This window comes from Planktothrix prolifica NIVA-CYA 540 (assembly GCF_963864145.1).
GTDB lineage: Bacteria > Cyanobacteriota > Cyanobacteriia > Cyanobacteriales > Microcoleaceae > Planktothrix > Planktothrix agardhii.
Window position 1 is genome coordinate 2706340 of record NZ_CAWLTW010000001.1, and the last position, 13167, is coordinate 2719506.

12 protein-coding genes and 3 pseudogenes are annotated in these 13167 nt (G+C 41.0%); 14 read left to right on the top strand and 1 reads right to left on the bottom strand.

Annotated elements, in window-relative coordinates; all coding sequences use genetic code 11:
• Positions 1-148 precede the first annotated feature (148 nt).
• From AC559H_RS12350 to AC559H_RS12365, 4 genes and pseudogenes are all read left to right on the top strand, one after another.
• Positions 149-541: pseudogene (locus AC559H_RS12350) on the top strand (transposase); the annotation flags it as partial.
• 29 nt (positions 542-570) lie between these two features.
• Positions 571-1371 (top strand): annotated as a pseudogene (locus AC559H_RS12355) (ISAs1-like element ISPlr1 family transposase); the annotation flags it as partial.
• A gap of 330 nt (positions 1372-1701) precedes the next feature.
• Positions 1702-2007: pseudogene (locus AC559H_RS12360) on the top strand (transposase family protein); the annotation flags it as partial.
• Between the two features lie 25 nt (positions 2008-2032).
• Complete coding sequence (locus tag AC559H_RS12365) at positions 2033-2881, top strand: RNA-guided endonuclease InsQ/TnpB family protein (RefSeq protein WP_237746359.1); 849 nt, start codon at positions 2033-2035, stop codon at positions 2879-2881.
• Here the strand turns inward: AC559H_RS12365 and AC559H_RS12370 are convergent.
• On the bottom strand, positions 2878-5409 hold the full coding sequence (locus AC559H_RS12370; RefSeq protein ID WP_026795670.1) for a mannose-1-phosphate guanyltransferase: 2532 nt from the start codon (positions 5407-5409) through the stop codon (positions 2878-2880). The two genes, AC559H_RS12365 and AC559H_RS12370, sit on opposite strands and share 4 nt — an antisense overlap.
• A gap of 229 nt (positions 5410-5638) precedes the next feature.
• On the opposite strand from AC559H_RS12370, the gene AC559H_RS12375 reads away from it, so the two are divergent.
• The 10 genes from AC559H_RS12375 (at position 5639) to sat (ending at position 13028) form a co-directional block, all read left to right on the top strand.
• Positions 5639-5836, top strand: coding sequence for a hypothetical protein (locus AC559H_RS12375; protein ID WP_026785914.1), 198 nt, complete (start codon positions 5639-5641; stop codon positions 5834-5836).
• Positions 5837-5928: 92 nt separating this feature from the next.
• Positions 5929-6648: a class I SAM-dependent methyltransferase gene (locus tag AC559H_RS12380; protein WP_026795669.1), complete on the top strand. Its 720-nt coding sequence runs from the start codon at positions 5929-5931 to the stop codon at positions 6646-6648.
• 8 nt (positions 6649-6656) lie between these two features.
• Entirely contained in the window at positions 6657-7880 is a 1224-nt protein-coding gene (locus AC559H_RS12385; RefSeq protein WP_330949767.1) for an urease accessory protein UreH domain-containing protein, read from the top strand.
• A complete protein-coding gene (locus AC559H_RS12390) occupies positions 7855-8325 on the top strand; it encodes a hypothetical protein (protein WP_026795667.1) in 471 nt (156 codons plus the stop codon). The genes AC559H_RS12385 and AC559H_RS12390 overlap by 26 nt, the downstream gene beginning before the upstream one ends.
• Positions 8326-8689: 364 nt before the next feature.
• Complete coding sequence (locus tag AC559H_RS12395) at positions 8690-8935, top strand: acyl carrier protein (RefSeq protein ID WP_026785910.1); 246 nt, start codon at positions 8690-8692, stop codon at positions 8933-8935.
• A 198-nt stretch (positions 8936-9133) separates the two neighbouring features.
• Positions 9134-9745 (top strand): RRXRR domain-containing protein, encoded by a 612-nt coding sequence (locus tag AC559H_RS12400; RefSeq protein ID WP_237746360.1) that lies wholly within the window; start codon positions 9134-9136, stop codon positions 9743-9745.
• On the top strand, positions 9739-10032 hold the full coding sequence (locus AC559H_RS12405; RefSeq protein WP_036833536.1) for a hypothetical protein: 294 nt from the start codon (positions 9739-9741) through the stop codon (positions 10030-10032). The genes AC559H_RS12400 and AC559H_RS12405 overlap by 7 nt, the downstream gene beginning before the upstream one ends.
• A 136-nt stretch (positions 10033-10168) precedes the next feature.
• The gene (locus AC559H_RS12410; protein WP_026785909.1) at positions 10169-10393 is read left to right on the top strand and encodes a hypothetical protein; all 225 of its coding nucleotides are present in this window, start codon (positions 10169-10171) and stop codon (positions 10391-10393) included.
• 61 nt (positions 10394-10454) lie between these two features.
• The gene (fabF, locus tag AC559H_RS12415; RefSeq protein WP_026785908.1) at positions 10455-11699 is read left to right on the top strand and encodes a beta-ketoacyl-ACP synthase II; all 1245 of its coding nucleotides are present in this window, start codon (positions 10455-10457) and stop codon (positions 11697-11699) included.
• Between the two features lie 153 nt (positions 11700-11852).
• The gene (gene sat, locus AC559H_RS12420) at positions 11853-13028 is read left to right on the top strand and encodes a sulfate adenylyltransferase (RefSeq protein WP_026795666.1); all 1176 of its coding nucleotides are present in this window, start codon (positions 11853-11855) and stop codon (positions 13026-13028) included.
• The last annotated feature ends 139 nt before the right edge of the window (positions 13029-13167 follow it).

Sequence of the window (13167 nt, forward strand, 5' to 3'; positions counted from 1 at the left end):
CATGACATTTTTATAACATAAGTCTGGGAGCTTGAAAACTCAGTGTCTTCAGACCACCAGATGAAAAGCGACTCAGGGGAATTTATTCCCCGTGAATATTCTCATAATTTATGTTAACATAGCATTAGGTCGAAAAAAGGAGATTTTCATGATAGTTCTGGAATACAAAGTTAAAGGTAAATCCGATCAATACAAGGCGATTGACGAAGCTATTCGTACTACCCAATTCATTCGCAATAAAGCAATTAGATATTGGATGGATAATTCAAGAGAATTAAAGATTGATAGATTTGCCTTAAATAAATATTCTACAACTCTTAGAAATGAATTCCCCTTTGTTGCCGACTTAAATTCAATGGCAGTCCAATCCGCCGCCGAGCGAGGATGGTCTGCCATTAGTCGTTTTTACGACAATTGTAAGAAAAACATTTCCGGCAAAAAAGGATATCCCAAATTCCAAAAAGATTGCCGTTCCGTTGAATATAAAACATCGGGATGGAAATTACACCCAACCAAAAGACAGATTACCTTTACCGATAAAAATGACCCCCCCCTAGCCCCCCCGCCCCAAACCCCCCGTGCACGGGAATAGAGGGATTAGCAATAGATGGAAAAAGTTTAAGAAGTACGGTAAAAGACCCAGGCAATCAGCAGCAAAACATGGTAATAATGGTATCTCTATTTAGTCAAGAAACCGGATTAGTATTAGCGACGGAAAAGTTCGAGAGTAAAACCGGTTCAGAACAAGCTGTAGCCCAAGGGATAATAGAAGAATGTGGTCTAAAAGGAAAGTTAATAACTGCGGATGCGTTACATTGTAATGTCACCACAGTCCGAAAGATTATCGAGAGTGAAAACGATTATTTAATCGCGGTTAAAAAGAATCAAATCAAACTGTATAATCAAATTGAAAAAATTACAAAAACGACGAAAGCTGAAAGTATAGATACTCAAAAAGAGAGGGGTCATGGACGAGAAATAACTCGTCGGGTATCAGTGTTTAAAAATTCGATAAAAATTGAAAGCCCTTGGGAACATATTCAAAGTATAATTCAGGTAGAAAGGTGGGGATACAGAGGAAAAAAGCCTTATAGAGAAACGGTTTATTATATAAGTAGTATCTGGGAAAAGGCGGATTTTTTTTCCAAAAAAATTAAAGGGCATTGGGGGATTGAGAATCAAGTTCATTGGGTAAAAGATGTGTTATTTAAAGAGGATAGTATGAAAATTCATCAAGTACAAGCCGCGACTAATTGGGCACTGCTCAACACCCTAGGATTGAATATTTTCAGAGGTTTAGGATTTTTGTCAATAACAGAGGGAAGAAGGTGGTTAGGAAATCATTGGGAGAAATTAGTGGCTATCTCTTAATCCGAAAGTTAAAAATGAAAAAATAGAGCAATTAATTTAGGAAAAATAGATAAAAATCGGGAATGTAAGTCTTACTCCATAGGGAATAAGAATATTTATGCTGCTTAGATAATACCTCCTATAATTAATATTAATATAGCAATTATATGAAATATTAATTATTCGGAAAATAGCTATCATGTTTGAGAATTATGACCCAAAAGTAGGCTATAATTTTCAAACATGAAACAGCCCTCAGGGCTGTTTCAAAGTCAGGTGAAAAAGAGTAAAGAAAGAGCGATCGCCACCTGATAAAATGGAGAGCGATCACCATTTTTTTCTAAAATAAAGATGCTAACAAGTTTAATAGAAAATTTAAAAGAAGTCAAGGATTTCCGAAAAAATCAGGGAAAAAGGTATAGTTTATGGGAAGTGCTATTAGTAGTAGTTTTAGGGGTGATGTCAGGGCATCAAGGATATCGAGAGATGGAATATTTTGTCAAAGCCAACGAAGTTATCCTGAAAAGAACATTCAATATCTATAGCCAAGGAATGCCATCTTATTCAACAATAAGGAGGGTGATGAGAGGAGTAGACGAGAAGGATTTAAGCAAAATAGTAAAAGAATGGTCAAGAGAGAATTCTCCTAAATTAAAGGTTTGGGGGGGGTAAAGTTAAATTATTGGGTAAATGGGATATCCAAACATACAATGTTAAAGACATAAAACGGGTGCGTTTAATTCGTCGTGCCGATGGATATTACGCACAGTTTTGTCTGAATATTAATGTCACCGATATTCAACCTAAAACTGGAAAGGAAATAGGTCTTGATGTTGGTATTGAGTCGTTTTACACAGACTCCAATGGATATCAAGAAGTTAATCCTAAGTTTTTGAGAAAAGCTGAACAATCAATTAAGCAATCTCAAAAACAAATCTATAAGAAAGTTAAAGGTTCATCCGGTAGACGGAAAGCTAGAAAAGTTTATGCAAAAAAACACTTAAAAGTAAGTAGACAACGGAATGAACACGCAAAGAGAATTGCGCGTAACGTATGCAAGTCTAACGACTTAGTAGTCTATGAAGATTTAAGTGTTAGAAATATGGTTAAAAACCATTGTTTAGCTAAATCAATTAGTGATTTTAGCTGGTATTTATTGAGAAAATGGATAGAATATTTTGCAGCTAAATTTGATAAGTTAGCCATTCCGGTTGCACCCCATTACACTTCACAAAAATGTAGTAATTGTGGGGTAATAGTGAAAAAATCTCTATCAACCCGCACCCATATTTGTAATTGTGGATGTGAATTGCATAGAGATACAAATGCTGCAATTAATATTCTAAATCTTGGTAAACAAGCTAGGGGAGGGCATCCCCAAAGTAACGCTAATGGACTGGAAACCTCTACTCCTCTTGATGAAAGTCTGGTCGAGCAAGTGTCCAGGTTGAAGTTAGAATCGAGCGTGTCTTCAGACGGTGAGAGTGTCAATGGAAAATTTAAACGGTTTTTGATTAATTTTTTACCCTAAATATCTTCGCGGTGATCCATCCCTTGGGATTGATTCACAAAATCGTGAACTAAATTGCGATATTCTCGCAGGGTCGTATCAACCCAATCTCGATCAACACTATTGGCAAAAATATGAACCTGCGGCTCTCCCGCATCGGGTAAAACCAGAACCCAGTTATCATCTTGGTAGTTAATTAATTTGACTCCATCAATTAATTCTAGGTTGTCGGGGGAATGGGTTTCGACTAAATGCCGCATTAATGCTCCTTTAATTGTCCAAGGACAACGCACGGTATAGCGACGATGGACGACATGGGGTAAATCCGCCCGTACTTGGGTTAGTGAGCGCTCTTGGCTGGTTAACAGTTCAATAATTTTAGCAATGGAAAACATCGCATCAAACCCGGGATGCAGTTGGGGAAAGATAAATCCCATATCGCCACTGCCACCTAAAACTACGTTAGGATTGCGGTGACAAGCTTCCATTAAGGCCGTTGGGTTTGCCTTGGTACGGATGACTTTAGCATCGTAACGACGGGCAATTTGTTCGACGGCCGAAGATGTATGCACCGGAACTACGATGGTACTGCGGGGATGGGAAGTTAAGACCATATTCACCATCAAAGAGGTTAAAAATTCCCCTCGAATGGGACTTCCGGTTTCATCTACTAACATAAATTGTTCCCCATTGGCATAAACCTGGGCTCCAAAATTAGCCCGTAGCGCTTCTACAACTCGCCCTAATTGATCGAGTAAATTTTCTCGTTCAGGAACCGATAAAGCGGTATGATTTAAACTAGCATTTAAAACCACCGCATCACAGCCAAATTTAGCTAAAAGTTGGGGTAAAATTGCCCCAGAAACCGCATAAACATAGTCAATAACTACCTTGGCGTTACTGTAGCGTAAAATTTCACTATTGATATGTTTACTAAAACTGGCACTATAAATATCTAATAAATCAACTGTATAACTGACGTTACCAATTTCAGGAATTTGCGCCCGTCTCAAATCTTCCTTGAAATAAGCCCCTTCAATTTTTTTCTCCTTGGTTTTGGTAATACTAATTCCTTTATTATCCAAAAATTCAATTAATAAATAGTCTGCCCGTTCTGGGGAAAGGCGAACGTGAATTCCCCCCGCTACATTTAAAGTAGGAATAGCCGTGCGAGTGATGGGAATGGCGGTGGCATCTAAGTTAATAATATTCACCCCAACGGACATTAAACCCGCCACTAAAGAACGAGTCACCATCCGAGAAATCGGCCGTTGATCCCGGGAAACTGCTACCAAAGAACCGGGTTTTAAAGTTGACCCAAAAGCCGCCCCCAATTTAACCGCAAATTCCGGGGTAATATCAATATTTGCTAATCCTTGCACCCCCCGTTGACCGAATAAATTGCGTTGGGCCGTATTCCCCCAAATTAAATTAATATTCAGGGTAGCCCCGGATTCGATTTTTTTACTTGGCCAGACCCGCACCCCCGGACTAATTTGGGCTTCTTCCCCGACACTGGATAAAGAGCCCACCACCGCCCCTTCGAGGACATGGGCACGACGTCCCACCCGCGCACCCCGGGCAATTACACAGGCCCGTAAATGGGCATCATCCCCAATAATCGCCCCATTCCAAATAATTGGCCGTTTGATATTGGCATCGGCCCCGATGGTGATATTATCGCCAATCACGCTTCCGGCTTCAATTTGTGCCCTCGCCCCAATGCGACAATTCCGACCAATCAAAACCGGGGTTTCGATCACGGCGGTTTCATCAATAAAGGTATTTTCTCCAATCCACAGACCCGGAGAACGTTCGGGATAGGCAATTTTCAGTTTCACTTTCCCCATTAAGGCGTCATAATGGGCTTCTCGATAGATGTCTAAATGACCAATATCACACCAATAATTATTAGCAATAAACCCATACATGGGTATCCCTTTTTCTAGGAGTAAGGGAAATAAATCTTGGGAAAAATCACATTCTTGATCAAAGGGAAGATACTCTAAAACTTCTGGTTCTAAAATATAGGTTCCGGTATTCACCGTATCGGAGAAAACTTCACTGGCGGCGGGTTTTTCTAAAAAGCGATTAATTCGATGATTTTCGTCGGTAATGACCACACCAAATTCAATGGGGTTGGGCATTCGGGTTAAAATCAAGGTGGCTTTGGATTGTTTCTGCTGATGAAATTCGATCGCGGCAGTTAAATCAAAATCCGTAACACTATCTCCACTAATTACTAAAAAGGTTTTATCTAAAAGTTCGGCAATATTTTTGACACAACCTGCGGTTCCCAGGGGTTGATCTTCTTCCACCGCATAAGTGATTTGTACCCCTAAATGACTGCCATCATGAAAATATTCTCGCATCACATCGGGAAGATAATGCAATGTGGCGATCACTTCTGTAATATTATGTTGTTTGAGGAGATTGATAATATGTTCAGCAATCGGACGATTGAGTATGGGTACCATCGGTTTAGGTAGATCGCAGGTTAACGGTCTTAGTCGTGTTCCCGATCCACCCGCCATTAGCACTGCTCGCATATATCCTCCTGATTGATTTAGCTTGATTTGGTGATCCGGTGTTTTTCGGATTTGATCACAGCTAGGTTTATAATTAAAAACCTTCTCAATATATAGAATAGCAAATTTCCTATGGAATTGCTTCCCTTTTAACCTATGTCAACCCCAATCACCATTCTCTAAGATTAACTGCTAGAATAGACCTATGTTTACTGTGTCTATCATCCTTTAGGTATAAAATATTTCAGACATGAATTCCCTAATTACCCTAGTATTAGTCGTTATTTATGCGGGTGGAATCTGGAAATTTTGGACGGGGTTTGAAAATACCAACTTCAACCGCAGTTTCCAAAACCGTCTGATCTTCTCCCTGTTATGGCCAGTTTTGTTTGTATTTAATCCTTCCTATCGGAAAAACTTTAAAAAAGCATTGAAAGGCTCAAAATAGACTGATATAGCAATTCGCGCCGATGTCATAATCTTTGATTGTGGCGGTTTGGTCTCCAAACCTAGAGGTTTTCTTCACACATCTTACAATGAATGGCTAAATCTTCTAATTCATCGGGTTTTTTCAATTTATCTGTGAGTTCCGACCCTTTGGAAAGGGCGATCGCTTTGATTGCTAATCGTTTTAATCAAGAATATCAAGGGGGATCTTTTGATTTACCCCCAGAGGTTGAAACGATGGCAATTTTTCGCGATCGCATAGCTGGAACTTTATCAGAAAAAATCACTTCTCCCTTTTGGGAAATTGCCAAACCGCAGAAAAATCAGCACTGTTTAGATATTGGTTGTGGGGTCAGTTTTCTAATTTATCCTTGGCGAGATTGGGGAGCTTTATTTTATGGTCAAGAAATTAGTACGGTGGCTAAGGACGCCCTGAATATTCGAGGGCCACAGTTAAATTCTAAACTGTTTAAAGGAGTAACTTTAGCCCCCGGTCATAAATTACAATATGAGGCAAATCAGTTTGATTTAGCGATCGCCACTGGATGGAGTTGTTACTATCCGATCAGTTATTGGGAATTGGTTTTAAAAGAAGTCAAGCGGGTAGTTAAACCTGGGGGAGATTTTGTTTTTGATGTTCTGATTCCCGATGCTGAATTAGCCGAAGATTGGGCAATTTTAGAAACCTATTTAGGTACAGAAGTTTTCTTGGAAACCCTAGAAAATTGGGAAAAAATCATTAAAGAAACGGGAGCTAAAATTTTAAAACGTCAGCCCGGAACCTTGTTTCAACTCTATAAAATCCGCTTTTAAACGGAATCATGATCATTGACCTATTGTTAATTGGTGCATTAGGATTTCTCGGAAGTTTTGGTCACTGTTTGGGAATGTGCGGCCCCTTAACCGTTGCTTTTTCTGTTTCCGATGAATCCCTCTCCCCTGGCAAAATTCCCTGGCAATTTCACCTATTATTAAATTTCGGCCGGATTCTTAGTTATGCCTTAATTGGGGCGATGATTGGCGGGTTGGGTTCGGTTTTAATTGCTGGGGGACAAATGGCAGGAATTGGCAGTATTTTTCGCCAAGGGATGGCGATTTTTACTGGAATTCTATTGATTATTTTAGGATTAGCTCAAATTAATCCTACCGTCTTTCGTCGTTTCCCAATTATCCATCCTTTATCTCCTAAAAATTTACATGATCACCTGAGTAAATGGATGGTAAATCTATCTTTACAAAATCATTTTTTTACTCCAATTTTATTGGGATTAATTTGGGGTTTAATTCCCTGTGGTTTTCTCTACACAGCCCAAATTAAAGCCGCAGAAACAGGAAATTTAGGGTTAGGAATGCTAACTATGTTAGCCTTTGGAATCGGAACTTTTCCGACCATGTTAGGGGTGGGATTATTAACCGGAAAATTCACCGCCGACCGCCGAAGTCAACTTTTTAGAATGGGGGGATGGATTACTTTATTAATTGGAATTTTAACCCTATTAAGAACCGGAAACCATGTTGATTATACGGGATATGGTTCTTTAATTAGTTTAATGTTCGCCTTAATTGCCCGTCCCATTAGTCGCATCTGGTCGCAACCTTTAAAATATAGACGCTTTTTAGGAGTCGGAGCTTTTGTATTAGCAATTGTTCATACGGTACAAATGTTGGATCATACATTTCAATGGAATTTAACTGCTTTTGAATTTATGATTCCCCAACATCAACTAGGAATAATAGCGGGGGGATTAGCATTATTATTGATGATTCCTGCGACTATTACCAGTTTTGATCATATTCAAAATTATTTAGGAATAGTTTGGCGAAAAATTCATTTATTAGCCGTACCCGCATTAATTTTTATAGTGATTCATGCTCTGTTAATTGGTTCTAATTATTTTGGTAGATTTGATCTAACATTTTTTGATCAATTAAGAGGTTTTATTTTTATTATTGTAACTTTAATGGTATTATTGATTAGGTATCTTCCTATTTGGTCACTATTGGGATTAGAAAAATTTTATGTTGCGCCCCTTAAGCAAAAATAAGTCTTTAAAATTATTATTAATTATTGGAACATTCCTCTGTGTTCAACCCCTAGAAAAATTATCCTATTCTAACCCGGCTATTGCCCATGAAGTAGAGGTGTCTGGAGATGTGGCGGTAACATTCCACCTAGAACCTAATCATAATCCCCGATCAGGAGAAAAAGCCAGGATTTGGTTTGCATTAACTCGTCGCGGCGGAAAAATTATTCCCCTATCTGAATGTAATTGTCAATTGGCGATTTATCGAGAACCTCGGTCATCAAATACTCAACCATTAATGCAGCCCCAATTAAAAGCTATTGCTGCGGAAAAATATCAGGGTATCCCCGGAACAGAAGTTATATTTCCCCAAGCAGGAATTTATCAATTAGAATTGAAAGGAACTGCTAAAAATAATCAGGATTTTAAACCTTTCAAAACCAGTTATTCTGTCACGGTTAGATAAATTTTAACCGAATTTTCTCACCAGGTAGGGGCGGGTTCGAGTTAACCTTTCCTACTCACAAACAATCTACCTAAACCCGCCCATCTTAATTTAATTAACTACTTTTAATTTAACTCCCCAGAATAGATAATTTTTGGAAGATCAAGGGTGGGGTGGGGCGGGTTTTTGAAGGTTGTTTGTGAAAAGCATAAATTTTTACAGAATCCGCCTCTACGGGTTAATAATGATTATGTTTGGCATTGGCCCACAGCCGACCTCCGAAACCCGATGTCTGCAACTCGAAAAAGTTAGAAGATCGTTGCTGCGGTGATCCACCTTTCAGATAAAATGGTATACGCGACATCCCAATAAGGAAAAATAGGACATGAGTGATACGTTTGACAAAGTGAAGAAAATTGTTAAAGAACAATTAGATGTTGAAGAAGATAAAGTTGTTCCAAATGCCAGCTTCACCGATGATTTAGGTGCTGATTCTCTGGATATAGTAGAACTGGTTATGTCATTAGAAGAAGAATTTAGTATCGAAATTCCCGATGAAGATGCCGAAAAGATTCTAACCGTTCAAGAGGTTGTAGACTACATCGAAAACAACGTCCCAGCATCAGCTTAATCTTTTAAACTGATTTAAAATCAACAGAAAAAGCAGAGGATTAGCCGTTTGTCAGTCCCGCAGAAACTTTGCTGCATCCGACTGTCTGAACTAGGCAATCCTAACCCATTTTAATTTAACTGCTGTTGTTGGGTAAAGCCAAGACATCTTAATTGAGTTGAGCGAAGAGACTAAAACAAGAAATTGGGTTATACCAAAATGCGAATCCCAGTAGTTGATCAAAACAACAAGCCATTAATGCCAACCACACCCGCAAGAGCGAGGAAGTGGATTGAATCTGGAAAAGCAGTTAAACGCTGGTCAGACTGTGGGCAATTTTATGTTCAACTCACAATTGAACCCAGTGGATACACAACCCAAAATCTTGTGATTGGGATTGATCCTGGCAAGAAATTCTCTGGGATTGGTGTTCAATCAGCTAAGTTTACACTGTATACAGCCCATCTAATTTTACCGTTTCAGACAGTCCGTGAACGCATGGATATAAGACGATTAATGCGTCGAGGTCGCAGAGGAAGAAGGATCAACCGGAAGATTGAGTTCTCGAAACGCAACCATCGCCAAAAACGCTTTAATAATCGTCGCCAAGGTAAACTGCCTCCATCAATTCGTGCTAATCGCCAATTGGAATTGAGAATAGTTTCCGAATTATTCAGAATTTACCCAGTTGCAGAAATTAGATACGAGTATGTAAAAGCCGATGTTGACTTAACCAGTGGACGTAAACGAGCTAAATCTGGTAAAGGCTTCTCACCCCCCCAAACCCCCGTACACGGGGGGCTAGGGGGGTGGGACAAAAATGGATGTTAAGCCAATTAGAAAAGTTTGCGCCAGTAGTTAGGATTGAAGGTTATCAAACCGCATCAACTCGTAAATATTTGGGGCTAACAAAGAACAAAACAGACAAATCTAAGCCTGAATTCAATACTCATGCGGTTGATGGTGTCGCTATTGCAGCAACAGCTTTTGTCGAGTATCGCCAATATCACACAGCAAAAACTGATGGTGCTAATTGGTTTGGTGATGTTGTGATCACAACTGCCCAATTCCGAGTGATTCGCAAACCCCCTTTTTCTCGTCGCCAACTTCACTTATAGCAGGGAACACCGGAACAGCCCCCCCAAACCCCCCGTGCACGGCAGGCTAGGGGGGGAGGGAACACCGGAGGAAAAGACTTCACCGTCTAGCTTTGCTGCATCACTCTTTGTCCTAATAGGTCTGGCGACTGCTATAATGCTCCCGGCCAAAGGCGGAGTGCGTCGTAAGTATGGGGGTTCTACAACTCGTCATGGATTTCGCAAGGGTGATTTGGTTAAATCTCCCAAGGGTGTTAGCTACGTCAGTGGTGATACCGAAAGACAAGTATCTGTTAGCGATGCTAACTGGAAACGGTTAGGGCAGATTGCTTCTAGTAAAGTACAGTTAATTCGCCGTTCTAACGGGTTGATTGTTACTTAGAAGATTGTGTAAAGCCGTCCTTCGCTTCGCTAAAGGACGGGGTTTCAAACCCAGTTTTTCGATGAATTTTAAGCGCGTTGTTGTAACAGGTTTAGGGGCAATTACTCCGCTTGGAAATACCAAGGCTGAATATTGGGACGGGTTAATTAACGGACGCAATGGAATTGGCCCAATTACCCGATTTGATGCCTCAAAGCACGATTGTCGGATTGCGGGTGAGGTAAAGGGATTTGACCCCTGTGATTATATCTCGCGCAAGGAAGCCAAGCGGATGGATCGCTTCGCTCAGTTTGCGGTAGCGGCTAGTCAACAAGCTGTTTCTGATGCCGGATTCGTGATTAATGACTTAAATGCAGAACAGGTGGGTGTCATTATTGGCACAGGTATTGGCGGACTGAAGGTACTCGAAGATCAGCAAGAGATCTATTTAACTCGTGGCCCCGATCGCTGTAGTCCATTTATGATCCCGATGATGATTGCTAACATGGCGGCCGGACTCACGGCTATTCATACCGGGGCAAAGGGGCCAAACTCCTGTTCCGTGACCGCCTGTGCAGCCGGGTCAAATTCCGTGGGCGATGCCTTTCGTTTAATTCAACGGGGCTATGCTCAAGCGATGATTTGTGGCGGTACAGAGGCGGCTGTTACCCCGTTATCGGTGGCTGGATTTGCAGCAGCCCGGGCGCTTTCTACTCGCAATGATAAACCCCTAATAGCCTGTCGTCCCTTTGATCGGGATCGAGATGGATTTGTGATGGGAGAGGGAGCCGGAATTTTACTCTTAGAAGAATTAGACTGTGCTTTAAGTCGTGGCGCTCGGATTTATGCGGAAATGGTGGGTTATGGGATGACCTGTGATGCCTACCATATCACCTCCCCTGTTCCTGGGGGAGAAGGGGCTAGTAGAGCTATTTCCTTGGCGATGAAGGATGCCGGAATTACCCCGGAACAAATTAGTTATATTAATGCCCATGGAACCAGTACCTCGGCCAACGACTCGACGGAAACCGCCGCCATTAAACGGGTATTAGGCGAGAGTGCTTACAAAATCGCGGTAAGTTCGACTAAATCCATGACCGGTCACTTATTAGGCGGATCGGGAGGTATTGAAGCGGTGGCGACGGCGATGGCCATTGCAGAGGATCGGGTTCCTCCGACAATTAATTTGGATAATCCAGATCCCGAATGTGATTTGGATTATGTTCCTCATCGGAGTCGCGCCCAAGTTGTGAATGTGGCTTTATCCAATTCCTTTGGATTTGGCGGTCATAATGTGACCTTAGTATTTAAAAAGTTTCAACCGTGATCTGGCAATTTTTACGAATTCAGCCACCCTTGTGGCGTAGTGAAAAATCCACTCGCCTTTGGGGAGTGGAGGATGTCAACAAATCCTAGTAGTATAGAAAATAAAGAAAATTGAATAATTGTCAATTTTTTAGTTAGCTTAGAGAGGTTATCCTTGAGTCAATCACTAGACGCCATTGCTCCCCACGGTGGACATCTAATTAATCGTATTGCAACTCCTGACCAACGACGGGAATTTTTGGACAAAGGAGAACATTTACCCCGAGTTCAGTTGGATGAGCGATCGCTTTCTGATTTAGAACTAATCGCTATTGGGGGTTTTAGTCCCCTAACTGGGTTTATGGAACAGGCGGACTATAAAACCGTTGTTGACCAAATGCACCTGAGTAATGGTTTACCCTGGTCAATTCCGATTACTTTGTCTGTATCGGAGGAGGTCGCCTCGAACCTAAAAGAAGGAGGTTTGGTGCGTTTAGATTCCCCTACAGGTGATTTTGTTGGGATTTTGGAACTGACCGAAAAATATTCCTACGACAAGGAAACCGAAGCCCTGAAAGTCTACCGTACCACGGATGAAAAACATCCTGGGGTAAAAGTAGTTTACGATCAAGGGGGAATTAATCTCGCTGGCCCAGTGTGGTTATTAGAGCGTCAATCCCATCCCTACTTCCCGAAATATCAAATTGACCCGGCAGAATCTAGGGCAATATTTAGAGAAAAAGGCTGGAAAACTATTGTCGGATTTCAAACCCGAAACCCCATCCATCGCGCCCATGAATATATCCAAAAATGTGCTTTAGAAACCGTTGATGGATTGTTTTTGCATCCCTTAGTCGGGGCGACAAAATCCGATGATATCCCGGCGGATGTGCGGATGCGCTGTTATGAAATTTTGATTGATCATTACTATCCTAAACAACGGGTGATTTTAGCAATTAATCCGGCTGCAATGCGTTATGCTGGCCCCCGGGAAGCGATTTTTCATGCGCTGGTGCGGAAAAATTATGGCTGTACTCATTTTATTGTGGGTCGGGATCATGCCGGGGTGGGTGATTATTATGGCACTTACGATGCTCAATATATTTTCAATGAGTTTGAACCCGGAGAATTAGGTATTACTCCGATGATGTTTGAACACGCTTTTTACTGTAAGGTGACTGAAGGAATGGCAACCAGTAAAACCAGTCCCAGTTCGCCGGAACAGCGAGTTCATTTATCGGGAACTAAGGTACGAGAATTACTCCGTCGGGGAGAACTGCCACCCCCGGAATTTTCCCGCCCGGAAGTTGCTAATGAATTAATTAAAGCAATGAAAACAAATAATCAGTAGTCAGTTATTAATTATCAGTTATCAGTGTAATAGTTGATATTATAGTTAATAGTGAATTAGCTGTTTTTAAATTATTACCTAATAACTGATAACGGTTCCAGATGCGCCGTGGCAATTCTAAACACTGATAACTGATTAC